Origin of the sequence: Faecalibacterium prausnitzii (genome assembly GCF_003287495.1) — a bacterium.
In the GTDB taxonomy this organism is placed as follows: domain Bacteria; phylum Bacillota; class Clostridia; order Oscillospirales; family Ruminococcaceae; genus Faecalibacterium; species Faecalibacterium prausnitzii_I.
This window is the reverse complement of sequence record NZ_PRLE01000002.1, coordinates 1-25,288: the sequence shown is the minus strand read 5'-3', so window position 1 is coordinate 25,288 and position 25,288 is coordinate 1. Positions and strand designations below refer to the sequence as shown.

General features: G+C 57.3%; 29 protein-coding genes and 1 riboswitch. Of the genes, 8 read left to right on the top strand and 21 right to left on the bottom strand.

The features are described 5' to 3' along the window. Positions 1-28 precede the first annotated feature (28 nt). Positions 29-340: a hypothetical protein gene (locus C4N22_RS03650; RefSeq protein ID WP_112148042.1), complete on the top strand. Its 312-nt coding sequence runs from the start codon at positions 29-31 to the stop codon at positions 338-340. 93 nt (positions 341-433) lie between these two features. Continuing rightward, complete coding sequence (locus C4N22_RS03645; RefSeq protein ID WP_022256039.1) at positions 434-607, top strand: hypothetical protein; 174 nt, start codon at positions 434-436, stop codon at positions 605-607. A gap of 169 nt (positions 608-776) precedes the next feature. Here C4N22_RS03645 and C4N22_RS03640 read toward each other — a convergent pair whose 3' ends face one another. The 12 genes from C4N22_RS03640 to C4N22_RS03590 form a co-directional block, all read right to left on the bottom strand. Then, positions 777-1,775 (bottom strand): glycosyltransferase family 2 protein, encoded by a 999-nt coding sequence (locus C4N22_RS03640; RefSeq protein WP_112148041.1) that lies wholly within the window; start codon positions 1,773-1,775, stop codon positions 777-779. 132 nt (positions 1,776-1,907) lie between these two features. Beyond that, entirely contained in the window at positions 1,908-3,047 is a 1,140-nt protein-coding gene (locus C4N22_RS03635; RefSeq protein WP_022256037.1) for a ribose-phosphate pyrophosphokinase, read from the bottom strand. A 329-nt stretch (positions 3,048-3,376) separates the two neighbouring features. Beyond that, positions 3,377-4,531 (bottom strand): methionine adenosyltransferase, encoded by a 1,155-nt coding sequence (gene metK / locus C4N22_RS03630; protein ID WP_112148316.1) that lies wholly within the window; start codon positions 4,529-4,531, stop codon positions 3,377-3,379. Positions 4,532-4,642: 111 nt separating this feature from the next. Then, positions 4,643-4,744: riboswitch (SAM riboswitch) on the bottom strand. Between the two features lie 178 nt (positions 4,745-4,922). Then, a complete protein-coding gene (gene deoC / locus C4N22_RS03625; RefSeq protein ID WP_112148040.1) occupies positions 4,923-5,588 on the bottom strand; it encodes a deoxyribose-phosphate aldolase in 666 nt (221 codons plus the stop codon). 17 nt (positions 5,589-5,605) lie between these two features. Then, entirely contained in the window at positions 5,606-5,743 is a 138-nt protein-coding gene (locus C4N22_RS12835; protein ID WP_022257488.1) for a hypothetical protein, read from the bottom strand. Positions 5,744-5,784: 41 nt separating this feature from the next. Further along, positions 5,785-6,402: a GtrA family protein gene (locus C4N22_RS03620; RefSeq protein WP_112148039.1), complete on the bottom strand. Its 618-nt coding sequence runs from the start codon at positions 6,400-6,402 to the stop codon at positions 5,785-5,787. Between the two features lie 333 nt (positions 6,403-6,735). Further along, positions 6,736-8,646, bottom strand: coding sequence for a bifunctional 4-hydroxy-3-methylbut-2-enyl diphosphate reductase/30S ribosomal protein S1 (locus tag C4N22_RS03615; protein WP_112148038.1), 1,911 nt, complete (start codon positions 8,644-8,646; stop codon positions 6,736-6,738). A gap of 10 nt (positions 8,647-8,656) precedes the next feature. Beyond that, positions 8,657-9,265 carry a lysophospholipid acyltransferase family protein gene (locus C4N22_RS03610; RefSeq protein ID WP_112148037.1) on the bottom strand — a complete coding sequence of 203 codons (609 nt, stop codon included), beginning with the start codon at positions 9,263-9,265 and terminating at the stop codon, positions 8,657-8,659. A gap of 9 nt (positions 9,266-9,274) precedes the next feature. Continuing rightward, complete coding sequence (gene cmk / locus C4N22_RS03605; RefSeq protein WP_112148036.1) at positions 9,275-9,940, bottom strand: (d)CMP kinase; 666 nt, start codon at positions 9,938-9,940, stop codon at positions 9,275-9,277. 71 nt (positions 9,941-10,011) lie between these two features. Next, positions 10,012-11,304 carry an NAD(P)/FAD-dependent oxidoreductase gene (locus tag C4N22_RS03600; protein WP_112148035.1) on the bottom strand — a complete coding sequence of 431 codons (1,293 nt, stop codon included), beginning with the start codon at positions 11,302-11,304 and terminating at the stop codon, positions 10,012-10,014. A 172-nt stretch (positions 11,305-11,476) separates the two neighbouring features. Further along, complete coding sequence (locus tag C4N22_RS03595; RefSeq protein ID WP_112148034.1) at positions 11,477-12,277, bottom strand: M23 family metallopeptidase; 801 nt, start codon at positions 12,275-12,277, stop codon at positions 11,477-11,479. 129 nt (positions 12,278-12,406) lie between these two features. After that, the gene (locus tag C4N22_RS03590) at positions 12,407-13,108 is read right to left on the bottom strand and encodes a Bax inhibitor-1/YccA family protein (RefSeq protein WP_112148033.1); all 702 of its coding nucleotides are present in this window, start codon (positions 13,106-13,108) and stop codon (positions 12,407-12,409) included. 112 nt (positions 13,109-13,220) lie between these two features. On the opposite strand from C4N22_RS03590, the gene hemW reads away from it, so the two are divergent. After that, a complete protein-coding gene (gene hemW / locus C4N22_RS03585) occupies positions 13,221-14,303 on the top strand; it encodes a radical SAM family heme chaperone HemW (RefSeq protein ID WP_112148032.1) in 1,083 nt (360 codons plus the stop codon). Between the two features lie 50 nt (positions 14,304-14,353). On the opposite strand, the gene C4N22_RS03580 is transcribed toward hemW, so the two are convergent. Both C4N22_RS03580 and C4N22_RS03575 read right to left on the bottom strand, forming a co-directional pair. Beyond that, positions 14,354-14,941 carry an ABC transporter ATP-binding protein gene (locus C4N22_RS03580; protein ID WP_112148031.1) on the bottom strand — a complete coding sequence of 196 codons (588 nt, stop codon included), beginning with the start codon at positions 14,939-14,941 and terminating at the stop codon, positions 14,354-14,356. Continuing rightward, complete coding sequence (locus tag C4N22_RS03575; protein ID WP_112115054.1) at positions 14,938-15,702, bottom strand: ABC transporter permease; 765 nt, start codon at positions 15,700-15,702, stop codon at positions 14,938-14,940. Before C4N22_RS03575 ends, C4N22_RS03580 begins: the two co-directional genes overlap by 4 nt. Positions 15,703-15,891: 189 nt before the next feature. On the opposite strand from C4N22_RS03575, the gene brnQ reads away from it, so the two are divergent. Continuing rightward, positions 15,892-17,166 (top strand): branched-chain amino acid transport system II carrier protein, encoded by a 1,275-nt coding sequence (gene brnQ, locus C4N22_RS03570; protein ID WP_112148030.1) that lies wholly within the window; start codon positions 15,892-15,894, stop codon positions 17,164-17,166. 55 nt (positions 17,167-17,221) lie between these two features. On the opposite strand, the gene C4N22_RS03565 is transcribed toward brnQ, so the two are convergent. After that, complete coding sequence (locus C4N22_RS03565; RefSeq protein WP_112148315.1) at positions 17,222-18,247, bottom strand: ABC transporter substrate-binding protein; 1,026 nt, start codon at positions 18,245-18,247, stop codon at positions 17,222-17,224. A 170-nt stretch (positions 18,248-18,417) separates the two neighbouring features. On the opposite strand from C4N22_RS03565, the gene C4N22_RS03560 reads away from it, so the two are divergent. The 3 genes from C4N22_RS03560 to C4N22_RS03550 are packed head-to-tail and all read left to right on the top strand — an operon-like array spanning position 18,418 to position 20,656. After that, on the top strand, positions 18,418-19,098 hold the full coding sequence (locus tag C4N22_RS03560; RefSeq protein ID WP_112148314.1) for a Crp/Fnr family transcriptional regulator: 681 nt from the start codon (positions 18,418-18,420) through the stop codon (positions 19,096-19,098). A 2-nt stretch (positions 19,099-19,100) separates the two neighbouring features. After that, on the top strand, positions 19,101-20,081 hold the full coding sequence (locus tag C4N22_RS03555; RefSeq protein WP_112148029.1) for a glycosyltransferase family 2 protein: 981 nt from the start codon (positions 19,101-19,103) through the stop codon (positions 20,079-20,081). Beyond that, positions 20,078-20,656 (top strand): flavin reductase family protein, encoded by a 579-nt coding sequence (locus tag C4N22_RS03550; protein ID WP_112148028.1) that lies wholly within the window; start codon positions 20,078-20,080, stop codon positions 20,654-20,656. The genes C4N22_RS03555 and C4N22_RS03550 overlap by 4 nt, the downstream gene beginning before the upstream one ends. 494 nt (positions 20,657-21,150) lie before the next feature. On the opposite strand, the gene C4N22_RS03545 is transcribed toward C4N22_RS03550, so the two are convergent. Genes C4N22_RS03545 through C4N22_RS03535 form a run of 3 tightly spaced genes read right to left on the bottom strand, consistent with a single transcriptional unit; the run spans position 21,151 to position 23,469 of the window. Continuing rightward, positions 21,151-22,845 (bottom strand): recombinase family protein, encoded by a 1,695-nt coding sequence (locus C4N22_RS03545; protein ID WP_112148027.1) that lies wholly within the window; start codon positions 22,843-22,845, stop codon positions 21,151-21,153. A gap of 13 nt (positions 22,846-22,858) precedes the next feature. After that, positions 22,859-23,179 (bottom strand): type II toxin-antitoxin system RelE/ParE family toxin, encoded by a 321-nt coding sequence (locus C4N22_RS03540; protein ID WP_112148026.1) that lies wholly within the window; start codon positions 23,177-23,179, stop codon positions 22,859-22,861. Next, positions 23,176-23,469 (bottom strand): type II toxin-antitoxin system RelB/DinJ family antitoxin, encoded by a 294-nt coding sequence (locus tag C4N22_RS03535; RefSeq protein ID WP_431602974.1) that lies wholly within the window; start codon positions 23,467-23,469, stop codon positions 23,176-23,178. The genes C4N22_RS03540 and C4N22_RS03535 overlap by 4 nt, the downstream gene beginning before the upstream one ends. Before the next feature lie 156 nt (positions 23,470-23,625). Between C4N22_RS03535 and C4N22_RS13215 the strand changes: the two genes are divergently transcribed. Next, on the top strand, positions 23,626-23,835 hold the full coding sequence (locus C4N22_RS13215; protein ID WP_082210850.1) for a hypothetical protein: 210 nt from the start codon (positions 23,626-23,628) through the stop codon (positions 23,833-23,835). On the opposite strand, the gene C4N22_RS03525 is transcribed toward C4N22_RS13215, so the two are convergent. The 3 genes from C4N22_RS03525 to C4N22_RS03515 are packed head-to-tail and all read right to left on the bottom strand — an operon-like array spanning position 23,798 to position 25,136. Further along, entirely contained in the window at positions 23,798-24,244 is a 447-nt protein-coding gene (locus C4N22_RS03525; RefSeq protein WP_112148024.1) for a hypothetical protein, read from the bottom strand. The genes C4N22_RS13215 and C4N22_RS03525 overlap by 38 nt on opposite strands. A 32-nt stretch (positions 24,245-24,276) precedes the next feature. Beyond that, positions 24,277-24,786: a hypothetical protein gene (locus C4N22_RS03520; RefSeq protein WP_112148023.1), complete on the bottom strand. Its 510-nt coding sequence runs from the start codon at positions 24,784-24,786 to the stop codon at positions 24,277-24,279. A 32-nt stretch (positions 24,787-24,818) separates the two neighbouring features. After that, on the bottom strand, positions 24,819-25,136 hold the full coding sequence (locus C4N22_RS03515) for a zinc-ribbon domain-containing protein (RefSeq protein ID WP_112148022.1): 318 nt from the start codon (positions 25,134-25,136) through the stop codon (positions 24,819-24,821). Between the last annotated feature and the right edge of the window lie 152 nt (positions 25,137-25,288).

Below are 25,288 nucleotides of genomic sequence, written 5' to 3'. Positions count from 1 at the left end.
TTTTTCAAGACGGAAAGGAGCGCTGTGTATGTATTACCCTCTCTTCAGCATTGCACTGGGAGCCCTGCTGCTTGTCCTGGGCGTCTGTGATGTCTGCAAACGCAAAATCACCTGGGGATACTCGTCTCGCATGAAGCCCAAAGAGCGGGAGATCTGGCAGCGCTGGGTCGGCGTGCTGGAGCTCATCCTCGCGGTGTGTGAGTTTTCTTACGTCTTTTTAACAAAGATGCAGCGCGCCACTTCGTTCCTCTTCGCCGTTCTGGTGCTTTCTGCGGTCTGTATCCTTGGGCCTTACTACCACTGGAAGCATGAGCACAAGGATGACCCGGATAATCAATGAAACCTCTCACCGCTCCATCCCGCAGATGCGGGCGTGTCGCGGAGTTCCCCTGCCAGGGGAGCTGAATTGCAGGATCAGAAAGGAGTTTTTACGATGGGTCCCTGGTATTATGAAGTCGTCAGCTTTGACGGCGATTACGTCAACCTCCGCCGCACCGACATTGAAAGCGACGAACTGAACCCCGTGGCGCTGGCCTTGCTGCCGCCGGAAATCGAGGTAGGCAGCAAGATCAAATGCGAATACTTCCAGTACGAGATCATAGGCTGATCAAGGAGGCAATTTTCCTTGTATCAGGCATCTCCGGAACGCGATCGAACCATCCCCTACTGCCGAAGAGCTGGCCGCCATTGACAGCATCCGCCTTTCAATTTTAAGATCCTCCACAAAAAATCTCCCCCGACGTTTCATCGCCGGGGGAGATTTTGCATTTGCTCTGTTATTTCAGGTCAAACCGGACGATGACCAGCCGGTACCACAGGTAGGGCACCATGTTCCAGATCATCCAGAGCTCCATCAGGATATAATGGGGCAGGTCGCGCCAACGGAACGGGCGCTTGCCCAGCTTCCCGGTCTTGAGCAGGTCAAATGCCTCCTGCATCCCCTTGTCCCAGGCCTCGCCAAAACCCTGCTTGTGGAACTTGTAGCACTTGAGCAGGTAGCCCAGTGCCAGCGGCAGGAAGTTTAAAATCAGCATAAGGAGCGGCTCGTTCTTGAGCGGGAGCAGGATGCTGTTCCGGCCGCTCTGCTGGCTCTTGAACGCGTTGTACTTCACCGCGCCGGTGCTGGCGCCGCAGATGTGGTAGCACCTGGCCGTGGGGCAGAGCACGTTTTTGTAGCCTGCATTGTTGGCCCGCCAGCTCAGGTCCACATCCTCAAAGTAGGCAAAGAAGTTCTCGTCAAAGCCGCCGATCTCGTCCAGAATGCGCTTGCGGTAGAGCGCCGCGCCGCCGCAGGCCGAAAAGATGCGCTTCTGTCTGGTGTAGCGGCTGGCTCTGCGGCCATCGCCCGTCTTGCAGGCAAAACCCATCCAGGTGACGTAATCGCCTGCGTCGTCGGCCAGTTCCCGGTCAAAGTGGCGGATCATCAGGCTCTGCACCGCGAAGATCTTCGGGTCCTGCTCCGCCGTGCGGATCAGTTCTGCCAGCCACCGGGGCTCGGCAAAGGCATCATTGTTGAAGAGCACCACAAACTCGCTCCGGGCCCGGGCAATGCCCTGATTGACGGCATGGGAAAAGCCCGTGTTGTACCCGTTTTCAATCAGGGTGAAGTTGGGCCGGGTACAGTAGCCGCGGGCCTGCTCCAGGCTTTCGTCCGTGGAGCCGTTGTCCACCACGATGAGCTCAAAATCCTGCTCGGTCTGGGCGTAGACCGACTCAATGGAATCTTTCAGCCAGCCTTTGCCGTTGATGTTGGGGATGACGATGGTTGCTTTCATACGTTTGCTGCTCCTACCTTGCTCGATTACCCTGACAGTATACCATACTCCCAGCCAAAAGAAAACCGGCCCACGCAAAAACTGCCGCACAGCACAGGGCTGTACGGCAGGAAATGCTTTTGGGAAAAACGCTTACTTGCGGCTTGCCAGCAGGGCCTCGATCTTCTTGATGGGGTCGATGATGCTGGAAACGGACATATCGTGGTTCAGAGCCACAATGAAGTATGCCGCGTACTTGGAAACATCGACATCGACGTACCAGTCACGGTTCAGCAGCTCCGGCTTGCGGTAGGTCAGGTTGGTACCGACGACATAGTCCAGGGTGCCCTCTTCCACAGCCTTGTCGAACTTATCCAGGCCGCTGGTGAAGAGCGGGAACGTTGCATCCGCGATGATCCGCTTTGCGCCGCGGGCCTTCAGGTTGCTGGCAACCTCCAGCATGCTCTCGCCGGAAGCAATGATATCATCGGCGATGAAGACGGTCTTGCCCTCCACGGAATCGCCCAGATACTCATGGGCCACGATGGGGTTGCGGCCGTTGACGACGCGGGTATAATCGCGGCGCTTATAGAACATGCCCAGGTTGCAGCCCAGCACGCTGGAGAAGTACATATTGCGGTTCATAGCGCCCTCGTCCGGGCTGACCACGATGAACTTTTCCTTATCAAAGGAGATATCGGGGTTCTTCTTGAGCAGGTTCTTCAGTACCTGATAGGTGGGCATGGCGTTGTCGAAGCTCATCAGAGGCACGGCGTTCATCAGGCGGGGGTCGTGTGCATCAAAGGTGATGATGTTCTTCACGCCCATGGCCTGCAGCTCCTGCAGGGCCACGGCGCAGTCCAGGCTCTCGCGGACCACACGGCGGTGCTGACGGCCGCCGTACAGGCTGGGCATGATGACGGACACGCGGTGTGCCTTGCCTGCCACAGCCTGGATGAGACGCTTGAGGTTTGCAAAATGGTCATCCGGGGAGAGATGGTTCTCATAGCCGAACAGATTATAGGTGACGCTGTAGTTGCCCGGGTCCACGACAATGTAGATATCATCGCCGCGCACAGACTCCTTGACGAGGCCCTTTGCGTCGCCGCTCTGGAAACGGGGGCACTCGGCGGGGATGATGAACGTCTCCTTATCAATGCCAGCTTCGTTGGCCCAGCGCACCAGATGGTTGTCGATGAGGTTGGTGAGTTCCTCGGCACCGGGGCAGCAGATCAGGCGCAGGTCAGCGACCTTCGTCTGCAGAAAACAGTCCTTAGGGTTGATGGCAGACATAGTTACACTCCTTAATATTCCTTTGTCAAAAATCAGTGTTCAGGTGTTAAAGTGCACATCCAGTTTTATTTTATCACAAATTCCCTCTTTCGACACCAGAAACTTGCATCCAACCTGAATTTTCTGCGCCTTGCACAGCTGTTTTTCCTTTTTGCGACGTACTCTGTGAGTTTTTTACAAAAAGCATACTTTTATGCAAAAAACACAGCGACGCAACCCCTGTTTTGCAGAGGCATTGCATCGCTGTGTTTGTGCTTTTTTGAAAACGGGCTCGCCCTCTCAGGCGCTGACGCGCCAGCTCTCCCAAAGGGCGAGCTTTTCAGCGGAACTTACAGGGCAGCCACGGCAGCCTTGAGTTCTTCCACGCGGTCGGTGTTCTCCCACTTCACGCCCAGGTCCTCGCGGCCCATGTGGCCGTAGGCGGCCAGCTTGCGGTAGATGGGCTTGCGCAGGTCGAGATCCCGGATGATGGCGGCGGGGGTCAGGTCAAACACCTTTTCCACCGCCTGCTCGATCTTCTCGTCCTCCACAGCGCCGGTGCCAAAGGTATCCACCATGATGGAGACGGGCTTTGCCACGCCGATGGCGTAAGCCACCTGCACCTCGCACTGCTTGGCCAGGCCGGCAGCCACGATGTTCTTGGCCACCCAGCGGGTCGCATAAGCGGCGCTTCGGTCCACCTTGCTGGGGTCCTTGCCGGAGAACGCGCCGCCGCCGTGGCGTGCATAGCCGCCGTAGGTATCCACGATGATCTTACGGCCGGTCAGACCGGTATCGCCCTGGGGACCGCCCACAACAAAGCGGCCGGTGGGGTTGATATAATACTTGGTGTTCTCATCCAGCAGCTCGGCCGGGATGGTAGCCTTGATGACCTTTTCCATGATATCTGCGCGCAGCTGCTCCATGGGCACGGCCTCGCTGTGCTGACTGGAGATGACCACGGCGTCCACACGGGCGGGCTTGCCGTCGATATACTCCACGGTGACCTGGCTCTTGCCGTCCGGGCGGAGGTAATCCAGCTCGCCGCTCTTGCGCACCTCGGTCAGCTTCTTGGCCAGCTTGTGGGCCAGGCTGATGGGCATGGGCATCAGCTCCGGGGTCTCATCGCAGGCATAACCAAACATCATGCCCTGGTCGCCTGCACCACCGACCTGGTCGTTGGTGCCGAGGGCGATATCGGGGCTCTGGCCGTCCACATTGGAGATGACGGCGCAGGTGTCGGCGTCAAAGCCGAACTTGGCGCGGGTGTAGCCGATATCGGCCACGACCTCGCGGACGATCTTCTGGAAATCGACATAGCAGTTGGTGGTGATCTCGCCCATGATGTGAACCATGCCGGTAGAGGCGCAGGTCTCGCAGGCCACGCGGGCCTCGGGGTCGTGGGTCAGGATCTCGTCGAGGATGGCATCGGAGATCTGATCGCAGATCTTGTCGGGATGTCCCTCGGTAACGGACTCGGAAGTAAACAGACGATGCTTTGCCATAAAATTTTCCTCCATAGCGTAGCGTTGTGGATATTCTTCTACAGCTTCCTACACAGACTTCAAGGTTTGCGCAAATAAAAACGCTCAGAACCGAAGTTCTGAGCGTTTGCACTCTTATCTTTCGGTTTCCCGCAGGATTTGGCACCTTATGTGTGATACACACAGGTTGTCGGGCTTCACAGGGCCTGTCCCCTCAGCCGCTCTTGATAAGTCGGTATTCAGTTGTTTCGTGTGGTATTCTATCATCCCTGCGTCAGATTGTCAAGAGAAAGTCGCACTTATTTCAGCATTTTTCTGGAATTGATGCAAAATCCCCTGCCGTACAGGGAAAAACGCAGAAAAGGGCACAGCCGAAGCTGTGCCCTTTGCCGGTTCCATTGCAAATAGATCCTTAGTAGCCCTTGGCCTGCTCGCCGTTCAGGATCTTCACGGCGCGGGAAGTGCCCAGACGGTCCGCGCCCAGAGCCAGGAATTTCTCCATGTCGTCCACGGTGGAGATGCCGCCGGCAGCCTTGACCTTGCAGCGGCCACGCACGCCCTTGACCATCAGCTCCACATCATGGAAGTTGGCACCCGCGGTGGAGAAACCGGTGCTGGTCTTGATGTAGTCCGCACCGGCCTCGCAGACGATGTCGCACATCTTTTCTTTCTCTTCGTCGGTCAGCAGGCAGGTCTCAATGATGACCTTGAGGATCTTATCGCCCACAGCCTCTTTCACCGCGCGGATATCTTCGCGGACAGCATCGTATTCTTTGTTCTTCAGGCGGCCGATGTTGATGACCATGTCCACCTCGGCGGCACCGTTCTCAATGGCGGTCTTCGCCTCAAATGCCTTGGACTTGGGATCCATGGCGCCCAGAGGGAAGCCGACGACGCAGCACACGGGGATGCGGCCTGCCATGTACTCCACCGCCTGCTTGACGTAGCAGGTGTTGATGCAGACAGAAGCAGTGTGGTTGGCAATGGCCTCATCACAGAGGGTCTGAATCTGGGGCCAGGTAGCCTCGGGTTTCAGCAGGGTATGGTCCACATGGGACAAAATCTCTTCACGGGTCATGCTCTTTCCTCCTAAACTCAATTTTTGTTGGCACGGCGTACTTTTGCCATGCCCACCGCGCTGAGTGCAATGGCCGTTACCGACGCCGTAGCACCAATGATGCCCAGCACCAGGCCGGAAACCAGGAATGCAAAGCCTTTCAAACCACGTTTCATAATTACCGTACCTCCCATAGTTTTATCAAGGGGCGTACCCCTTATTTCTTTTTGAAAACGATCCGCTTACTGAACACATAGTTCAGTATCACCACAATGACATTGGAAAATACCTTGACGCACAGCCCCCACAGCTCCTGCGCCTCGATGCGGCTGGTGACAAAAATGGCCGTGGGCCCATCGGCCCCGCCGATGACGGCAATGGCCGCGGAACCATCCGAGATGCCCGGAGGCGTGCCCAGATAGCTCGAAGCCATCTGCACCGTCGTGTCCGGGCCAAACCAGTGGAACGCATGGGTCAGCAGGCCGCTCATGAGGCGGTCCATCAGCGCCGCGCCCTGGGCCGCCAGCAGGTTGCCCAAAACCAGCATGATGGCGGCGTCCAGCAGCAGCGTGCCCAGACGGCAGGAGACAAAGGCTGTAAACTCTTTTGCCTGCTCCCTGCCCCGCGTTTTGCTGCGGAACACGAACGCCCGGTTGGTGGCGTAGGCAAACAGGATGCAGAGGATGTTATCCAGCACATTGCCCCAGCTGTTGGCGGCGGTATAGCCGAACAGCCGGTTGAACAGCGCGTACAGCAGGATATTGAGCAGGGTGGTCAGCACCCCAAAGATCAGGTAGCTGAGCACTTCCCAATGTTTCTTGAGCCATTGTATCATAAGGTTTTCCCTTTCTTGTCAACTGGCTTGCCCTCTCCGTCATCGCTAACGCGATGCCACCTCTCCCAAAGTGAGAGGCTTTGGCAGTCCGTAAAGTCTATCGAAAACGCCATGCGTCTATGAGAAACAAAACCTCTTTGCCAAGGGCTCGCCCCTTTGGGAAAGACTCCCTCCGGCCGGAGGGAGATGTCGCGTAAGCGACAAAAGGAGGATGCCTGTCGAGCGAATGCGAGACTGAGAGGGCATACCAATAAAAAACAGCCCCGCCGCCGTTACCCGGCAACGGGGCTGTCAGTCGCATTGTGTCAGAGACCGCGCATTCCAAAGAGCTGATTACTCAGCGTCGTTGTTCAGCAGAGCCTTCATGGACAGGCTGATGCGCTTCTTATCGAAGTCAACATCCAGCAGCTTCACATCGACCATATCGCCGACTTTCAGTGCGTCAGAGACCTTCTCAACGCGATCATTGCTGATCTCGCTGATGTGGACCAGACCGTCAACACCCGGCAGGATGCGGACGAAAGCACCAAACTTGGTCAGAGAAACGACCGGAGCGTGGAAAGTGCTGCCGATGGGATAGTTGTTCTTCAGCTGCTCCCAGGGGTTGTCCTCAGCCTTCTTGTAGCCCAGAGAGACCTTGTGGTTCTCGGTGTCGATATCTTTCACATACACCTCGATGGTGTCGCCAACGGAGACGACCTCAGAGGGATGCTTGATGCGGTTCCAGCTCAGCTCGCTGATGTGGCACAGGCCGTCCACACCGCCGATATCGACGAATGCACCGTAAGAGGTCAGGCTCTTGACAACGCCAGTGTAGGTCTTGCCGACCTCGACGTTTGCCCAGAACTCTTCACGCTTGGCCTTGTTCTGCTCAGCGGTGACCTTGTTGATGCTGCCGACGATCTTACGGCCGGAGCACTCGGTGACGACCAGCTGGACATGCTGGCCGACCAGAGCAGTGTAGTCCTCGTCGCGGCGCATAGTGGCCTGAGAACGGGGGACGAACACCTTGACGCCCTTGACGTTGACGACAACGCCGCCCTTGTTGAACTCGGTAACGTCGCCCTCGACGACCTCACCGGACTCAGCTGCCTTAGCGATCTCTTCCATGCCCTTGCGAGATGCGAGCTTCTTGCGGGAGAGCTGGATGACGCCGTCCTGATCCATAACCTTCTCGACGATGAGGTCCAGCTCATCGCCAACCTTCACCAGGTCTTCGACCTTGGCGGAGGAATCATCGGTCAGCTCGCTCAGCTTGACAAAGCCGGTCTGCTTCGCTCCGATATCCACCTGGATCTCGTTGGCAGAGATGCTGGTCACGATTCCTTTCACAATACTGCCTGCATGAACCCGCTTTTCCTCGGATGCGTTCAGCATCTCCTCGAAGCTCATGCTGTCATTGATTTCTGCGCTCATACTGTTAAGTACCTCCTCAATAATAGACGATGGCGTTGAAGCCCCGGCTGTGACGCCCGCCGTTTTTACATCCACAAACCATTCAGGCTGAAGTTCGCTCGCTGTCTCGACCGTTACGGCTCGCGTGTGTTTTGCGGCGACCTGTACCAGCTTTTGGGTATTGGAAGAATGATGACCGCCAATGACAACAATGATGTCGCATTGCTGGCTGAGGTCTTCCGCTTCCTGTTGCCTCGCCCACGTCGCATTACATATTGTATCAAAAATTCGGGCGTTTGTATAGGCTTTTTTGAGAAACTCCGAACTTTCTTGCCATTTTGTTACCTGAAATGTGGTCTGTGCAACCGCAAAAATGGGCTTTTGGGGGTCCGAGGGGCCTTTCCAGGCCTTTAATTCCTCCAGATCGCTGAAGACGAATACCTCCCCCCGGGTATGTCCCACAATGCCCTGCACCTCCGGGTGGGCGGCATCGCCGGCCACCAGGAGCACCGCGCCCTCGGCTTCAGCCCTGGCGGCAATGTTCTGGATCTTCTTCACAAAGGGGCAGGTGGCGTCGTGGTACACGATACCGCGCTGCTCCAGCGTATCGTAAATGGTGCGGGGCACACCGTGGCTCCGGATGATGACCTCGTACCCGGTGGGGATGTCCTCCACGGTGTCGGCCACCAGCGCGCCCCGGCGCTTCATGTCGTCCACCGCCTGGGGGTTGTGGATGAGCGGGCCCAGGGTGGCCACCTTGTGGCCCTCGTTCAGCAGGCCGTAGGTCAGCTCCACGGCGCGGTTGACGCCGAAGCAGAAGCCCGCTGTTTTGGCTAAACGAATCTCCATGTTCTCTCCTTTACAGTTTCTCCCATGCGTCCAGAAGCGCCTGCTTGTTGGCGCGGAGCTTCTTCATATCGCGGCGGCTCTCCATGGCAAACCGGGCGGCGGGCATCGGCTCGCCGTACACCACCCGCACCTTGCAGAACAGCTTCATTTTTCCGTCCGGCGTCTCGTAGTGGATGCGCACCGGCACCACGTCCACAGCAGCCGCTGCCGCAATGACGAACAGGCCGCTCTTTGGCTGCAGGAACGTTCCGTCTTTCTCACGGGTGCCCTCCGGGAAGATGAGCAGGCTCTCACCGTTCTGGCAACGGGCCACCGTCTCGTCAATGACGGCCGCCTCTTCCTTGGTGCCGCGCACACACATGGCACCGGCACAGCGGAAGAACCAGCTCAGGAACGCGTTGATCTCAAACAGCTCTTTTTTGGCAAAAACGATCATCCGCCTGCCCCAGAACCGGGTGATGATGACAAAGACCGGGTCAATGGCGGAGATGTGGTTGGGGGCCAGAATGTACCCCCTGGTCCGAATTTTTTTCAGGTTGTCCCGGCCCTCTGCGCGGACACGGAACCCGATGTGGAACACGATCCATGCCAGCGGGAGCAAGATATAATATAGTACCATCCTGTCTCCTTAACCGACTTTCTGCGCAATGATCTGCTTCATAGCGTCCAGGCTCTGCTCAAAGTTGAGCTCGGAGGTATCCAACAGCACAGCGTCTTCCGCCTGCTTGAGGGGAGCCGCCGCGCGGTGGGTATCCTGATAATCCCGCTGCTTCACGTCGGCCAGCACTTCTTCGTAGGTGTTGGGCATTCCCTTGGCCTGATACTCTTTCCAGCGGCGGGTGGCACGGGCCTCCGGGCTGGCGGTGAGGAAGATTTTCACGGTCGCGTCCGGCAGCACCACGGTGCCGATGTCACGGCCGTCCATCAGGACATCCTGCTTCCGGGCCATATCCCGCTGCATATCCAGCAGGAACGCGCGCACCGCCGGGTTGGCACCCACCGCAGAAGCCGCCATGCCCACCTCCTCGGTGCGGATGAGCGAGCTCACGTCCTCGCCGCCCAGATAGATGTGCTGCTCGCCGTCAATGAACGCGAAGTGCAGCTCGATCTCCGGCAGCAGAGTATTGACCGCCTCGTTGTCCTTGGGGTCCTTGCCTGCCCGCAGGGCGTACAGGCCGATGGTGCGGAACATGGCACCGGTGTCCACATAAATATAGCCCAGCTCGGCCGCCAGGCGGCGTGCCAGCGTGGATTTGCCTGCCCCCGCAGGCCCGTCGATTGCAACAGATACCATTGTATAAGTCTCCTTATTATAAAATACGATTTTATCCTACCTGCGTGGCAAAGCGCCCCAAGCCGATGTTGTTACAGGTTATTCGCAAAACTCTGTGCCGTGCAGAACGCGATCTGCAGGTTGTAGCCGCCCGTGTAGGCGTCCACATCCAGCACCTCGCCTGCAAAGTAAAGGCCCTGCGCCTTTTTGCTCTGCATGGTCCTGGGGTCTACCTCCCGTACCGAAACTCCGCCCGCCGTGATGACGGCATGGGCTAAATCGCCCCGGGCGTCGATGGGCACTCCCCAGTGCTTGCACAACTGCACCAGCTCCCGCTTCTGCTCCCGGGTGATCTGGTTTGCCTTGGTAGCCGGGTCGATGCCCCAGCGGGCCACCATGACCGGCTGCATACTGGACGGCAGCAGCTTGACCAGCGCCCCCTGCGCCGCATGGTTTGCCAGCAGTGCAAAATCCCGGGTGATGCGGTCATAGAGCTGCTCCTCGCTCAGGGCAGGTTTCAGGTCGATCTCCGCCTTGTAAGTATGCTTTTTCATGTCCCCCAGATGGCTGGAAGCACTGAGGGTCAGCGGCCCGCTGATGCCAAAGTGGGTGAACAGCATCTCGCCCTGCTCGGTAAAAATGGCCTTGTTGTCTTCGAGCAGGGTCAGGTTGACGTTTTTCAGGGCCAGGCCCATCATCTTTTTGCAGTCCGGGTCGTGGCTGACCAGGCTCACCAGACTGGGCACCGGGTCCACGATGGTGTGGCCCGCCTGCCGGGCCAGTTTGTAGCCGTCGCCCGTGGAGCCCGTGGTGGGGTAGCTCAGGCCGCCGGTGGCCACCAGCACGGCATCTGCCTTGTACTCCCTGCCCGAGGTGCCCCGCACGCCTACACAGCGGTACGCCGGGCCGGGCTTTTTCTTTTTGGGGTGGCGCGGGTTCTCCGGGGCAGCCGGGGCAGCCTCCTCCGCCGGGGCCAGCGGCTCCAGCAGCAGCTTTTGGGCCCCGTCCTCGATGAGAACGGCTCCCTCCGCGTACCGGAGCAATGCCTGCCGGATCTCTTCCGCCTTGTCGGATACCGGGAACACCCGGCGGCCGCGCTCCACTTTCAGCTCCACACCCAGCTCCTCAAACAGCTCCATCGTCTTTGCCGGCGGGAACGCCCCTAAAGACGAGTACAGAAAACGGGGGTTGGTGCGCACATGGTGCAGGAACTCCTCAGCGGTGCAGTCGTTGGTCACGTTGCAGCGACCCTTTCCCGTGACCAGGATCTTCTGAGCGGGCTTCTCCTTATGTTCCAGCACCGTAACGGTGTGGCCCTGCCGCACGGCCGCACCGGCCGCCATCAGGCCCGCCGCGCCTGCTCCGATCACCAACACATTTGCCATCCAGCAATTCCTCCCACAAAACCTGATATTTCTATTGTATCATACCAGAATCGTCCTCTAAAAGCAATGTGCCCGGCGGCTGAAATTGCAGGAAAAGCGGGCGGCATTTCCTCTGCTCCACGCAAAAAATCACCCCGGCGGGCGTTTTCCCGCCGGAGTGCCGTGTTCTGTTTTACTGCATCACCTTGGCCGGGTCGAGGTATTTTTCGCCCTGTTTCACTTCCAGGTGGATGTGGCTGTCCTCGGCGCACTCGCAGCTCACACTGCCCACGGTGCCAAGGGCCTGTCCGGCCGTCACGGTATCCCCGGCTTTCACTTTCAGGTCGGCCACACCGCTGATCCGCCAGAGCCGCCCGGAAGCGTCCTCAATGGCCACGGTAGGGCCCCAGCTGCCGTCCGCGCCCGCCAGTGTCACCTTGCCTGCCGCCGGGGCCAAAACTTTTTCGCCCTTGGCGGCGGCATAGTCAATGCCGTTGTGGGTGCGCCAGTCGCCCAGCGTCTTGTTGTAGACCAGCTCATCCCCGCTGTACGCGTTTAAGATACGCCCCGAGACTGGCCGCGTGGAGGCAGGTGCCGCTGAGCTGCTGGCAGGTGCGGATTCGGTTTGCAGCGCGGAGGGCTCGCGCACCCCAGCAGAACCAGATGACGCCCCAGAAGAGCCACCAGCCCCACCGGAGGGCGCGGTGCTGGAAGAAGCTTTGGGCACATTGGCCACAGAGTTTGCGGCGGGGGCGGTGGGTTGCTGCCATTCGGTCGAATCCTCCTCATCCGGTGTTGTCAGGTCAAGCCCCTCGTCGATGCCGGGGGCAGTGCGGGCACTGCTGGCCGGATCACGCAGGCCGTCCAGATTTTTCTGCAGCTCCCCGCGGACGGTCTGCACGGCCCAGACGCCGGCGGCCGCTGCCGCCAGCAGGCAGGCGGCCAGCACCAGCGCAAAGCCCTTGCCCTGCAAGAATTTTCGGATCTGTTCCATCGTTTGTTACTCCCATCCATGTTTGTGTACGGTTTGTTCTGGTGGTAGTGTGCGATGGTTGGCGGACGTTTATACATAAAAATATCCGCCATCGCGGCGCGATGACGGATATTTTTGTTTGCGTTTGAATCAGTTGCGGCGGCGGTTGTTGCCCAGCAGGCGGACGACATACAGGAAGATGTTGATGAAGTCCAGGTACAGAGTCAGAGCACCGTAGATGGAAGCTTTCTCCGCCAGCTCCGGGTCGCCTGCATAGTAGGCATACATCTGCTGGAGCTTCTGGGTGTCATAGGCGGTCAGGAGCATGAACAGCACCAGACCAATGCCGCAGTAGAGCACCGAGCTGCCAAAGCCGAAGCCGAACAGCATCCCGATCAGGCTGGTAACGATCAGGGCTACCAGACCCATCATCAGGCGGGGGCCCCAGCCGGTGAGGTCTTTATGGGTGGTGGTACCGTAGACGGCCATCAGACCAAAGTAAACGGCGGTAGCCAGGAACGCCATGACCAGCGTGCCCACCGAGAAAGCGATAAAATAATAGCTCAGCACCATGCCGTTGAGCAGTGCATACCCGAAGAACGTGGCCCGGGCCGCGTCCACTGACATGTTCTGTACCCGGGAGCTCAGCACAAATACCAATGCCAGCTCCGCAATGGTGAGGACAAGATACAGCGAATCCACCAGATAGATCAGCGAGGTGGTGGCCGTGATATACGCCATGGCGAACGTGATGAGCAGTCCGCTGGCCATCCAGCGGTAGGTGCGGGTCATATAGTCCGATGCATTCATCGAGGGCTCCGCATAGCCGCGGTCATAGTTGTTATAATCCATTGTGGAATCCTCCAGTCTTTTGCCGGGGCGGGCACTGCCGCCTTGCTCCGGTTTCTGTTTTATAGTATACTGCATAGAAATGAACGTTTCATGAAAAAGGCTGTGATATTTGATGTCTCTTGGGCTTTACCTGCATATCCCCTACTGTTTTTCCAAATGCCGCTACTGTGATTTCTATTCCGCCCCCGGCCAGCGGGGTGTACCGCCGGAGTATCCCGACGCGCTGCTGCGGGAGCTGCACCGGTTTGCGCCGGATGCTCCCCTCCGGCCCGATACCATTTATTTTGGCGGTGGAACCCCCAGTTTACTCACACCGGACGATGTTGCCCGCCTTGTGGAAGCGGCCCAGCCCCGGCCCGGGGCGGAGATCACACTGGAAGCCAACCCGGAGACGGTCACCGAAGAAACACTGCGCGGCTTCCGGGCCGCGGGCGTCAACCGCGTCTCGTTCGGGGTGCAGTCGGCCCGGGACAGCCAGCTCAAAACGCTGGGCCGCCCCCACACTGCCAAACAGGCCCGGGCGGCGTTCGCGGCGGCCCAGCGGGCAGGCTTTACCAACATCAGCGGGGACATCATGCTGGCACTGCCCCACTATACGCAGGCCGAGTTTGATGAGACACTGGAACTGATCGAGAACGGCGGGGCCACCCACGTCTCCGCTTACCTGTTAAAGATCGAGCCGGACTCCGCCTTTGGCCGCAAGCCGCCGGAGGGCCTGCCCACTTCCGACGAGGCCGCTGATTTTTACCTCTACGCCGTGGAGCAGCTGGAACACCACGGCTACCAGCAATACGAAATTTCCAACTTTGCCCGCCCGGGCTATGAGGGGAAGCACAACCTCATCTACTGGGACTGCGGGGATTACCTTGGCCTCGGCCCAGCGGCCCACTCCTGCATGGGCGGCAAGCGTTTCTACTACCCGCCTGATACGGATGCCTTTTTACACGATACCGCTGTCCCGGTGCTGGACGGCAGCTGCGGCGCGGAGGATTATCTCATTTTGCAGCTCCGCCTCCGCAAGGGGTTGAATCTGGAGGCTTACAAAAACCTCTACGGCAAGGAGTTCTCCACAGCACAACTTGCCTTTGTGCAAAACTGCGTCAAAGCCGGGTACGCCAATTTTGATGGCAAAACCCTGGCCCTGACCCCCGCCGGGCTCATCGTGCAGAACACCATTTTAGCGGAGCTCTTATAATCTTATCAAGAACAGCCCCCGCAGGCTTGCCGCAGGTCCGCGGGGGTCTTTCATTCCGCCAATTGGATCACCGGCCAGCCCAACGCCGCGATGGCGTCCCGGTCATGGGTGGCGAGGAGGACATTTTTGCCGCCGCCTCGCTCCCGGATGAGCGCGGCGGCTTTTTGCAGGGTCTCCGGATCCATCCCTGTGAACGGCTCGTCCAGCAGCAGGGTGTCGCTGGGGGCCAGCAGCGCCCGCAGGAGAGCCACCCGGCGCTTCTGGCCGCCCGAGAGCTTTCGGGCAGGCAGGACAAGGGCCGTCAAGTCCAATCCAAGTTGTTGAAAACAAGTTTCAATTTGCTCTTTGTATTGTGTTTCCAGCCCCGGAAGCACCAGTGCCACGTTCTGGACGGCATTCAGCTGAGGGCAGAGGCGGTCTTCCTGAAAGACGGCGCTCACCCGCCCCACCCCCTGCACACTGCCGGAGGTAGGCGTTTCCAGCCCCATGAGGACGCGCAGGAGGGTGGTCTTGCCCCAGCCGCTGGGGGCCCAGAGGACGGCAGGCTCCTCCACTGTAAGATTCAGGTCTTCAAAGAGCGTTTTCTCTCCAAAGCGTTTTGTCAGGTGCAAAATTTCCAGTTTGTTATGCTGCATCATACCGCCTCCTCGCCCAGTACCCGGGCCACCGCCTTGTCCAGCAGGGCCAGAAACAGTTTTTCAAAGGCCGCGCTCAGGACGATGATGACGAATGTCCAGGCAAACAGCTCCCCGGTGGAAAGGGTGATTTTGGCCCGGTAGAGGGCGTCACCGATGCTACCGTCCGGCAGGCCGATGACTTCCGCCGCCACGCCGCTCTTCCAGCAGATGCCCAGCGCCACGCTGCACCCCTGCCGGAACGCGGGCAGCACCGCCGGGAGCCAGATGGCTTTCACCCGCCGCCCCAGCGGCAGGCGGAACACCCGGGCCATTTCCAGCAGCTGCGGGTCGGCACTTTCCAGCCCGGTGCGCACCGCGCCGTACAGCACGGGCAGCACCATTAAAAAGCTGATGAGGATGGAGAGGCTTTTGCCGCTGACCCACACCAGCGCCAGAATGATAAAGCTTGCCACCGGCGTGGCCTTGACCAGTTGCATCACCGGGGCCAGCATGGCGTCCACCCAGAGCCAGCGCTCCGCCGCCACAGCCAACAGCACACTGCACACCCCGCCCAGCACAAAGCCCAGCAGAATGTGCCCGGCGCTGAACGCTACCCGCTGCCAGAACTCTGCCTGGGGCAGCAACTGCACCAGCGTGCCAAAGGCCTGCAGCGGCGACACCAGAAACACCTCCTGCCCGATGGCCATGGCAGCCCCCTGCCACACCACCAGCCAGAACACCACCGCCGCCAGCCAGAGGCGGCTTTTTTTTGTCTGCTTCATATCGTTTCCTTTCCTTGTTCTTTTCCCATATTTTACAGGCTTTGTGTCCTCTTTTTCAAGAGATTCCATCACGCAATAAAATACAATGTTTCACTTTTTCTTTTCTTGACATGAGTGCTGTTATACACTAAACTGGAAACCAGAAACCCACACCAGGGCACTTTTCCCCGATAGAAAGGACGATGCTTCATGCAAACCAACACCCTCCGCGGCAAAAAACAGCTACTGATCGGGTTCACCCTCTTTTCCATGTTTTTCGGAGCAGGCAACCTGATCTTTCCGCCCTATCTGGGGGCACAGGCAGGCACCCGCCTCTGGCTGGCCTTTGCCGGGTTTGCCGTCAGCGCCATCGGCCTGCCCATTGCAGGCGTGGTGGCCGTAGCCCGGGCCGGGGGGCTGCCCCAGCTGGCCGAGCGGGTGCACCCCCGGTTTGCGCAGGTCTTCTCCATTCTGGTATATCTCTCCATTGGGCCATGCCTCGCCATCCCCCGCACGGCCAGCACCTCGTTTGCGATGCTGGAACCGCTGGCAGGGGAAAGCACCGCGCTGCAGTGGGGCTACTCCCTCCTGTTTTTTGCAGTGGCCTTTCTGGTGGCCCAGCACCCGGAGAAGCTGACCCAGCGGCTGGGCAAGATCCTCTGCCCCGCCTTGCTGGCCCTGATCCTGCTGCTGTTTGCAGGCTGTCTGCTCCACCCGGCAGCAGCAGGCTACGGCACCCCGACCGCCGCCTACACCGCCCTGCCCGCCGTGCAGGGCATCCTGGACGGCTACCAGACCATGGACACTCTGGCCGGGCTGAATTTCGGGGCGGTCATTGCGCTGAACATCCAGGCCCTCGGTGTGACCGAACCCCGGGAGGTGGAGCGGGGCACCATCCGGGCCGGGTTCCTCGCCGCCGGGCTGTTTGCGGTGGTCTACGCCATGCTCACCCACATCGGCGGCATTGCGGGGGCCGCGTTCCCCGGCTGTGAGACGGGTGCCGAGACCCTCACCCTGCTGGCCAACGCCCTGTTTGGCCGGGTGGGCCAGGTGCTGCTGGCGGCCATCTTTATCATCGCCTGCTTCAACACCTGCGTGGGCCTCATCTCGGGTGTGAGCGAGTATTTCCACCAGCTCTGGCCGAAAGTTCCCTACACCGGGTGGGCCGCTTTCTTTGCCCTGACCAGTATGCTGCTGTCCAACATCGGGCTGGCAAGCATCCTCGAGCTCTCGGTCCCCATCCTCAACGCCATCTACCCGGCTGCCATCGTCCTCATCTTTCTGTCGTTCCTGCCCGGGCGGTTCCAGCGCTGCAGTGTTTACAGCTGGGCCATTGGGCTGGCGGCCTTGCAGAGTATCCCCGCCGCCCTGCCGCTGGGCCCGGTAGCTGCACTGGCCAACAACCTGCCGCTGGGTGCCCTCGGTTTCGGCTGGCTGCTTCCGGCTGCGGTTGGTATGGGAATCGGCTTCCTGAAAAAGTCCTGAAAAAAGCTGCCGCACGGCACTGTGCGGCAGCTTTTTTCTTACTCAAATGAGCTGCTTACTGGAACAGCTTCTTGACCCGATGCTGCACCTGCTGCGAGGTGGTGGGCTTGACCCAGTAGAAGTTGTCGTCCGGCAGCTTGCCGCCCACGGCTGCGGGGGAGGCATCGTAGAGCACCTGCAGGTAAGCGGAAATGTCTTTCTTCATCTCCTCGCCGCGGCGGTAGACAATGTTGCACTTGGGCAGAGCCTTTTTGGCGATGGCAGCCTTGGCCACCACACCGATCTCTTCACAGAGGGTGGCGGTGCCGTCGATGTCGGTGTTGGCGGCGTTGACGCTCTTCTCATAGTCATTCAGGAACGCCTGCACCACGTCGGGGTGATCCTCGGCGTAAGCGGTGCGGACCACCGTGACGCCGGTGATGAGCTGGGTATCACAGACCTTGTTCCACTCCTTGGTCAGGTCGAGGACCACACGGAGCTCGCTGTCTTTCATCTGGGCAGCGGTGACATAGGGCTGGGGCAACACGGCGATGGCGTCTTTCTTGGTGGCGGCCATCTGAGCGGTGACCTCAGAGGCCTCGCTGTAGTATTCGATCTTCACGTCCTTATCGGGGTTCAGGCCGTTCTTGGTGAGCAGGTAACGCAGGACGTACTCCGGCGTGGTGCCCTTGCCCGTGGAGAGGATGGTGCGGCCTTTCAGGTCTGCAAAGCTGTGGACGGTGTCCCCCTTTTCCACCACATACAGCACGCCCAGCGTGTTGACGGCCAGCACCTGGATGCCGCCGTTGGTCTTCTGGTAGAGGGTTGCCGCCAGGTTGGCCGGGATGGCCGCCATGTCCAGATTCCCCTTGATGAGCTTTGGCACGATCTCATCGGCCGCGCCATAGAGCTGCAGGTCGTAATCCATGGCGGCGGTGCCGTTCTTCTCCATGGAGAGCAGATTGACCAGACCCATGGTGGTGGGGCCTTTCAGGCCCGCGATGCGGAGGGTCTTGGCCGACAGCGTTTTTGCCGAGGCCCCGCAGGCCAGCAGGCTGACCAGCATGACCACCGACAGCAGCAGAGATGTCAGTTTTTTCATCATCAGAAACTTCCTCACTTTCTATTTTTGCCCTTGCGAGAAATAAAATTTGCAAAAAACATTTGCTTTACGGGCTCAAGTTTACTATAATGAAAGAAAAAATACCGTTGCGCACGCAACGGAATTGCAGATGGGCGGTGAGGGCCCGGGTCAAACCTCACGGAATGGATATGGAAAACTACCTGCCGCTGTTACAAACCACTTCACTCTTCGCCGGGCTGGAACAGCCTGCCCTGCGGATGCTCCTGCGGGATCTGTGCGCCGTGGTGCGCAGTTATGGCCGGGGCGAAACGCTGGTGCAGGCCGGGCACTCCAACCGCCGGGTGGGGGTGGTGCTCTCGGGCACCATTCAGGCCTACCGTCCCGCGCCGGGAGGCTCCCACCTGCCCATCACCCACATGGAGGCAGGGGGCGTCTTTGGCGATGTGCTGGGCGGCTCCAGCCTGGCCAGCCCGATAACGGTGGTGGCCGAGTGCCCCTGCGAGGTACTGCTGCTCCCCTATGACCGGCTGCTCCAGCCCGGCAGCGACCCCGCCCGCCAGCAGGTGCTGCAAAATCTGGTACGGACCATCAGCGATAAATATTTCCTGCTCTCCCGCCGGGTGGACCTGCTCATTTTAAAGAGCCTGCGGGCCAAGGTGTGCGCCTACCTCCTCAGTGAGGCCGAGTATCACCACAGCATGACCTTTACCATCCCCTACTCCCGCATCCAGCTGGCGGATTACCTCAACTGTGACCGCAGCGCCCTCTCCCGGGAGCTGAGCCTCATGCAGCGGGACGGCTTGTTGGAGACCTACCGCAGCAGCTTTAAAATTATGGATGCGGAAGCATTGAGAGGGATGGTGTTGTAACAATGTCCAAGCCGATACTCTGGATCGTGATCCCCTGCTACAACGAGGAGCAGGTGCTGCCCATCACGGCCCCGATGTTTTTACAGAAGATTCACGACCTGACCGCCGCAGGGCTGGTCAGCGACCAAAGCCGGGTGCTGTTTGTCAACGACGGCTCCCGGGATAAGACATGGGAGCTCATCACCGGGTTTGCAAAAGAGGATGAGCATTTCATCGGGATCTCTCAGAGCCGGAACCGCGGCCACCAGAACGCCGTGCTGGCCGGTTTGATGGAAGCCCTGCACAGCGGCAGCTGCGATATCACCATCTCCATCGACTGCGACGGCCAGGACGACATCAACGCCATGGATGAAATGGTGCACAAGTATCTGGAGGGTGCCGAGGTGGTATACGGCGTGCGGAGCCGCCGGGACACAGACACATTTTTCAAGCGCTTTACTGCCGAGGGATTCTATCACCTGATGAACGCCCTGGGGGCCGACATCGTCTTCAACCACGCCGACTACCGGCTCATCAGCACCCGGGTTCTGGAAAGCTTTGCCGACTACCGGGAAGTCAACATCTTCCTGCGGGGCATGGTGCCGCTGGTGGGTTTTCCCAGCGAGGTAGTCACCTACGAGCGGCATGAGCGGCTGGCCGGTGACAGCCACTATCCCCTGAGCAAGATGCTGGCCCTTGCGTTCGACGGCATCACCAGCCTGAGCAACAAACCCATCCGGCTCATTACCGGAGCCGGTATCGTGGTCAGCCTGATCAGCTTTATCGGGGTGATCTGGGCCATCGTGCAGGCCGTCCGGGGCAGCGTGGTGGCCGGCTGGGCCTCCACCGTTTGCATCGTCTGCTTCATGGGCGGTGTCCAGCTCATCTGCCTGGGCGTCATCGGCGAATATATCGGCAAAATTTATATGGAAACCAAGGCCCGGCCCCGCTATATCATCAGCGAGCGCACCTGGGCCCCCTACGAAAGGAAGTACCACGGATGAGCAAACAGAGCTGGAAAGGCAGCACCCTTTTGAACCCGGAACCGCCCGTTCTGGTATCCTGCGGCGGGCTGGAAAAACCCAACCTCATCACCATCGGCTGGACAGGCACCATCTGCACCCAGCCCAGCATGGTGTCCATCAGCGTCCGCCCCGAGCGGTTCAGCCACCATCTGATCAAAGAGAGCGGGCAGTTTGCCATCAACCTGCCCACCGAGAGCCTTGTCCGCGCCGTGGACTGGTGCGGCGTCAAGAGCGGCCGGGAGATCGACAAGTTTGCTGCCTGCGGCCTCCACGCCGCGCCGGGCTCTGTGCTGACGGACTGCCCCATTTTAGAGGAAAGCCCGCTGAATCTTGAGTGCAAGGTGACGCAGGTCATCCCGCTGGGCAGCCATGATCTGTTTTTGGCGCAGGTCGTCGCCTGTGATGTGGACGAGAGCCTGCTGGACGAGAGCGGAAAGCTCTGCCTCGACAAAGCCAAACTGATCGTCTACAGCCACGGCGAGTATCTGGCCCTGGGCAAAAAGCTGGGAACATTCGGCTACAGTGTCCGGAAGAAAAAGCCCCGGCGAAAATAAAGTGCATCCAATCACAGCCCCCGGACAGTTCCTCTTCCAAAGAGGAGCATCCGGGGGCTGATTTGTTTTCTGATACAAAGAGCTTTTTACTCATCCAGCTGCACCACGCTCTGCTGACTTTGTTCCGGCAGGTACAGCTGTCACGGTAGACGTTCCTAAACTCCAGCACCCGGTTCGGATGCTGGAGTTCTTGGTGGGCGCGGGTGGATTGCGCGAGCCGCGCATCTAAAAAAGCCCCGCAGGGGCTTTTTTGCCGCCGGGACGGATGGCGGCGGCCGATGCTGTTCGAATCCACCCGCTACGATCCCCTTGATCTGTTTCTACAAAACAGAAACTCCAGCATCCGGTTCGGATACTGGAGTTCTTGGTGGGCGCGGGTGGATTGCGCAAGCCGCGCATCTAAAAAAGCCCCGCAGGGGCTTTTTTGCCGCCGGGACGTATGACGGCGGCCGATGCTGTTCGAATCCACCCGCTACGATCCCCTTGATATGTTTCTACAAAACAGAAACTCCAGCACCCGGTTCGGATACTGGAGTTCTTGGTGGGCGCGGGTGGATTGCGCGAGCCGCGCATCTAAAAAAGTCCCGCAGGGGCTTTTTTGCCGCCGGGACGGATAGCGGCGGCCGATGCTGTTCGAATCCACCCGCCTGCGTGAGTTTGCTGTTTGTGCAAAAGAAAAACGCTCGTGTATTTCTACACAAGCGTTCTCTTGGTGGAGCGAAGCAACCTAAATCCGAACCATTGCCCTCTGGGGCATCTTTGGCAGCAATCTCATCGAACGTGATGGTTTTTGTGCCGTCTTTGTAGTTGAATGCAATCAAAACTTTTTCATCATAGAGATAAACAGCATTCACGAACGTATTGATAAGCGTTTCCCGGTGGCTTTTCACGTTCGGGTCGAGTTTGCGGAAGTTGGTGAGCCAAAATTTCACAAAATCTGCGCTGACTTTCGGTTTCGCCAGCTTTTCTTCCGCGATGCGGATTTCCAACTCTTTCTGCTGAGCCTCCAACTTTTCCAAGCGTCCTTTGGTCGAGCTGGTCAGTACACCTGCCTGAATCGCATTTAACAGATTCTCGATGCCGTTCTCTATATCCTTCATCTGCTTTTCCAGCAGGGGCAGCACCGTGTTCTCCTGTTCCTGAAGAATCATCACCGCATCCACGATGGACTGGATACTGTCATCGTCACGAATCAGCTTCATGGTTTCGCAGACTACCAGATCTTCCAGCCACTCTTTACGGACGGTCTTTTTCTTGCAGGTCTTGAAACGCTTCGCGGTGGCGCACTTGTAATAATGATGAACGACCTTGTTTCTACCCGTACCGCACTCGCCGAACATCATCGCGCCGCACATTCCGCAGAACAGCTTGGTGGTGAGCAAGTAATCGTCCTCGGCCTTGTGGCGGGCAGGAGCGCGGCTGTTCTTCTTGATTTTTTGCTGCACTTCTTCAAACAAGTCCTTGTCCACGATGGCCGGGATGCTGTCGGGCATCACAATGTCCTTGAAGTGGTTTTCTCCGATGTACCGTTTGTTCGTCAACAGCTTCTGAACACTGTTGTAGGTAAACTTCTGATTGCGGTTGGTGGTCACGCCACTGTCGTTCAGCCAGTTCATCAGTTCCTTCATGGTCGCACCATCGTTGTACCGCTGAAAGGCTTCTACCACAAAGGGAGCTTTCAGCGGGTCGATTTGAAAGAACTTCTCTTCGTCCACCTTGAAGCCAATGGGAATCGTGCCGCCGTTGTACTTCCCCTTCAGAACATTCTCGGTCATGCCGCGCACGACCTTTTCAGAAAGCTCTGCCGAGTAGTATTCGGCCATGCCGGTGAGCATACTCTTGACCATGATACCCGCAGGGCTGTCAGAGATAGGCTCCGTGGCAGATACCAGCTTGACATGATTTCGTTCCAACTGGTACTCATAGTGGGCCGAATCATAGCGGTTTCGGGCAAAACGGTCAAGCTTCCAGACCAGCACAATGTCAAACAACCGTTTCTCGCTGTCCTTGATCATCTGCTGGAAGTCCGGACGGTTATCGGTTTTGGCGGAAAGGGCACGGTCAATGTAGTGCTTGACCACGGTAATGCCGTTCTTTTCGGCATAAGCCGTACATTCACGAATCTGACCTTCGATGGATTCTTCGCGCTGGTTGTCGCTGGAATAGCGAGCGTAAATCACGGCGGTCATGCAAACACCCCTTTCACTTCATTCTCCGCAGACGGCGCACAAGGTCGGATGCACTGTACAGCACACGCGCCACCGACACGGCATCCTCGCCCACGATGTAGAACACCGAGTAGTTATCCACCAGCATCTGCCGCAGCCCTTGGGTGCGCTCCGGCTCGCTTTCCACCAGCGCACAGCGTTCCGGCAGAATGTTCAGCGACTGAATGGCTTCTGCAATGCGGTTATACTGCCCCATGGCCGTGTCAGTCTCCAGCAGACGGTCAGCAATGTAGCTGTAAATCTGCTCCATATCACTGAGGGCTGCATGGGAAATTTTTACGTCATACTGCTTCATCTGTGCTGTTCCCTGAACTGTGTGAATGCGCTTGCGGCATCCACGGTATCACCGTTTTGAATCTCTTTGATGCCCACCTGCAAGGCTGCATGAAGCTGGCCATCGGTCATGGTGTCAGCGTTCAGAGCCGCAGGAGCCTTCGGCAAGGACAGAGAGAAGGGAATGCCGCCAGTCAGGGTGATCTGGCGCAGGTACATATCAATGGCCGTTGCCATTGGGATACCGAGCTGCTTCAGCACGTCTTCGGCCTGCTGCTTAACGGTGGGGTTGACACGAAGATTGAGTGTCATCGTTTTTTCCATGGTTATCACCTCAATTTTATTGTAACGCATTTTGCGTTGCAAGTCAATCAAGCGCGAAGCCGCTATTGAAATTCTCTGTATTGCACAATATATTCGTCGTTAAATTGTTTAAAACGCAGAATATTCATTCGTTAGAATAAATCTTTGGAGTACGCCCAGTTTGTGCTGGGTGGTGAGATTGAGCATTATCTCTCACTCAGCTGTGACCATGGCAGATTTAGAGGATTGACCTTTAATTGGAATATACAGATAAAACCGACAGCCCTCTACTTGCAGTCGTTGCAAATAGAGGGCTGTCTATTATTAACTACGCATTTTAACAATGATTTTTCTTTTCAACAAGCATTCCGATAATAAACGAAAGTAGGAAAACGAGCAGCCAAATCAAAACTCCGTAGTGTGCCTTGAGCTGCCATACTTTTCCTATATACATATCCGGCGTGATTTTTGTGGCGTTTATTTTGATAATAAAATCGCCCAACACTTGTCCGATCAAAATTCCTGTCCAGTTTCCAGCTGTTGTGATAAGAGCTGCTCTATACATTTCCAGAAAACAGAAAGTAACAGATGCAACCCATAAACACAAATAATAATGGGCTGCTGTCCATTCAAACAAGTAGACTTCATGAAACACTGTTTGAGAAAGAAGATAGCACACCACATATGCTAAAAATACGATCAGCAAAAATCCGAGACAAGTTTTCTTTTTTGATGCTGTGTTCTTCATACGGCTTTTGAATCCTATTCCAATGTGTACTGCCATCTTTGCGTTTCATTATAAAACAGCTTGGTTGCTTACTTCGATACTATTTCGACAGTTGGCATTTTGCCTTCCAATCCGAGTTCGTCATCTTCTGCAACTCTATAATTGGTAACATTTATTGAATACATATAATCTGAAATATTTGGATTTTCTTCATCGTCTGGAAGTTCAACTTCAAAAGTCTCAAACTCAAACACATAAGCTGTTCCTTCAATAAGTTCACCAGTTAAGTCTTTCTGGAAATGAAGCAAAAATGGTCTGTCCTGAAAGAAGTGAACAACTGCAACCGTTTTTCCCGGCAGCGCATAGTAATCGGGCAGGAGTTGCTCAACAGTAGCCGTAAAAGAACCCGAAAACTGTGCAAAATGCTTTTGGCTTTCGGTCATTTGCTGTTTCCCGTCATTATACCCTGCCTCGTAGCCAGCGGCATAGCCTTCTTCGTATTCCGCATTGTGCGCATCTGAACTTTGAGCATTATTTCCACAGCCAACCAATGTAAGTACTAGCATAAGGCCAAGAACTATTGTAGCCATCTTTTTCATACTGTTTCCTCCTTCCATGTTTTTCTTCGCCTTTATCGGACTTTTCCACAGTTTTTGCAAAATCGTTCGGAAGAATCATTTAATGTTCCACAGTCCGGGCAGTACCACCTACCATCTGGCATCGGTTCAACAGGCGAAGGCGTTTGGTGCGCCTTTGCCGGAGTTTGATTGGATGGTGCAGTAAACAACGGCGCAATATTCACATCTCTGCGTCCAACGCCAGCAAGGCTTCTAAAATCCCACGACTTAACTTCTTGTGCCAGCGTCCGTTTTGGTTCAATATACTGACCACACCGCTGGCAATATCGAACACCCAGCCTGTTTTCATAGCCGCAATTTTTACAAGTCATCAAAACTCCCTCCTTGCTTTTTGTTTATATAACGAAATTTAAGCCTGATTTATTTCGTTTGTTTACAAAATTTTCCAAAATCGTATAGATGCACATAAACTTCCTGAAAATTTGTAGCACAATCGCAATCTTCTTTTAAATAAACACGCTAT

What these genes read in the sequence shown, in the direction of transcription:
- C4N22_RS03590 (WP_112148033.1), bottom strand. Translation starts at nt 13,108, where the DNA reads ATGGATTATAACAACTATGACCGCGGCTATGCGGAGCCCTCGATGAAT.
- C4N22_RS03515 (WP_112148022.1), bottom strand. Translation starts at nt 25,136, where the DNA reads ATGACTTGTAAAAATTGCGGCTATGAAAACAGGCTGGGTGTTCGATAT.
- C4N22_RS03610 (WP_112148037.1), bottom strand. Translation starts at nt 9,265, where the DNA reads ATGGTACTATATTATATCTTGCTCCCGCTGGCATGGATCGTGTTCCAC.
- C4N22_RS03640 (WP_112148041.1), bottom strand. Translation starts at nt 1,775, where the DNA reads ATGAAAGCAACCATCGTCATCCCCAACATCAACGGCAAAGGCTGGCTG.
- C4N22_RS03540 (WP_112148026.1), bottom strand. Translation starts at nt 23,179, where the DNA reads ATGAAGCAGTATGACGTAAAAATTTCCCATGCAGCCCTCAGTGATATG.
- C4N22_RS12835 (WP_022257488.1), bottom strand. Translation starts at nt 5,743, where the DNA reads ATGAAACGTGGTTTGAAAGGCTTTGCATTCCTGGTTTCCGGCCTGGTG.
- C4N22_RS03565 (WP_112148315.1), bottom strand. Translation starts at nt 18,247, where the DNA reads ATGAAAAAACTGACATCTCTGCTGCTGTCGGTGGTCATGCTGGTCAGC.
- C4N22_RS03520 (WP_112148023.1), bottom strand. Translation starts at nt 24,786, where the DNA reads ATGAAAAAGATGGCTACAATAGTTCTTGGCCTTATGCTAGTACTTACA.
- C4N22_RS03575 (WP_112115054.1), bottom strand. Translation starts at nt 15,702, where the DNA reads ATGAAGCAGACAAAAAAAAGCCGCCTCTGGCTGGCGGCGGTGGTGTTC.
- C4N22_RS03650 (WP_112148042.1), top strand. Translation starts at nt 29, where the DNA reads ATGTATTACCCTCTCTTCAGCATTGCACTGGGAGCCCTGCTGCTTGTC.
- C4N22_RS03545 (WP_112148027.1), bottom strand. Translation starts at nt 22,845, where the DNA reads ATGACCGCCGTGATTTACGCTCGCTATTCCAGCGACAACCAGCGCGAA.
- C4N22_RS03560 (WP_112148314.1), top strand. Translation starts at nt 18,418, where the DNA reads ATGGAAAACTACCTGCCGCTGTTACAAACCACTTCACTCTTCGCCGGG.
- C4N22_RS03550 (WP_112148028.1), top strand. Translation starts at nt 20,078, where the DNA reads ATGAGCAAACAGAGCTGGAAAGGCAGCACCCTTTTGAACCCGGAACCG.
- cmk (WP_112148036.1), bottom strand. Translation starts at nt 9,940, where the DNA reads ATGGTATCTGTTGCAATCGACGGGCCTGCGGGGGCAGGCAAATCCACG.
- C4N22_RS03635 (WP_022256037.1), bottom strand. Translation starts at nt 3,047, where the DNA reads ATGTCTGCCATCAACCCTAAGGACTGTTTTCTGCAGACGAAGGTCGCT.
- C4N22_RS03595 (WP_112148034.1), bottom strand. Translation starts at nt 12,277, where the DNA reads ATGGAACAGATCCGAAAATTCTTGCAGGGCAAGGGCTTTGCGCTGGTG.
- C4N22_RS03615 (WP_112148038.1), bottom strand. Translation starts at nt 8,646, where the DNA reads ATGGAGATTCGTTTAGCCAAAACAGCGGGCTTCTGCTTCGGCGTCAAC.
- C4N22_RS03580 (WP_112148031.1), bottom strand. Translation starts at nt 14,941, where the DNA reads ATGATGCAGCATAACAAACTGGAAATTTTGCACCTGACAAAACGCTTT.
- brnQ (WP_112148030.1), top strand. Translation starts at nt 15,892, where the DNA reads ATGCAAACCAACACCCTCCGCGGCAAAAAACAGCTACTGATCGGGTTC.
- metK (WP_112148316.1), bottom strand. Translation starts at nt 4,531, where the DNA reads ATGGCAAAGCATCGTCTGTTTACTTCCGAGTCCGTTACCGAGGGACAT.
- C4N22_RS03525 (WP_112148024.1), bottom strand. Translation starts at nt 24,244, where the DNA reads ATGGCAGTACACATTGGAATAGGATTCAAAAGCCGTATGAAGAACACA.
- deoC (WP_112148040.1), bottom strand. Translation starts at nt 5,588, where the DNA reads ATGACCCGTGAAGAGATTTTGTCCCATGTGGACCATACCCTGCTGAAA.
- C4N22_RS03620 (WP_112148039.1), bottom strand. Translation starts at nt 6,402, where the DNA reads ATGATACAATGGCTCAAGAAACATTGGGAAGTGCTCAGCTACCTGATC.
- hemW (WP_112148032.1), top strand. Translation starts at nt 13,221, where the DNA reads ATGTCTCTTGGGCTTTACCTGCATATCCCCTACTGTTTTTCCAAATGC.
- C4N22_RS03535 (WP_431602974.1), bottom strand. Translation starts at nt 23,469, where the DNA reads ATGACACTCAATCTTCGTGTCAACCCCACCGTTAAGCAGCAGGCCGAA.
- C4N22_RS03600 (WP_112148035.1), bottom strand. Translation starts at nt 11,304, where the DNA reads ATGGCAAATGTGTTGGTGATCGGAGCAGGCGCGGCGGGCCTGATGGCG.
- C4N22_RS03555 (WP_112148029.1), top strand. Translation starts at nt 19,101, where the DNA reads ATGTCCAAGCCGATACTCTGGATCGTGATCCCCTGCTACAACGAGGAG.
- C4N22_RS03645 (WP_022256039.1), top strand. Translation starts at nt 434, where the DNA reads ATGGGTCCCTGGTATTATGAAGTCGTCAGCTTTGACGGCGATTACGTC.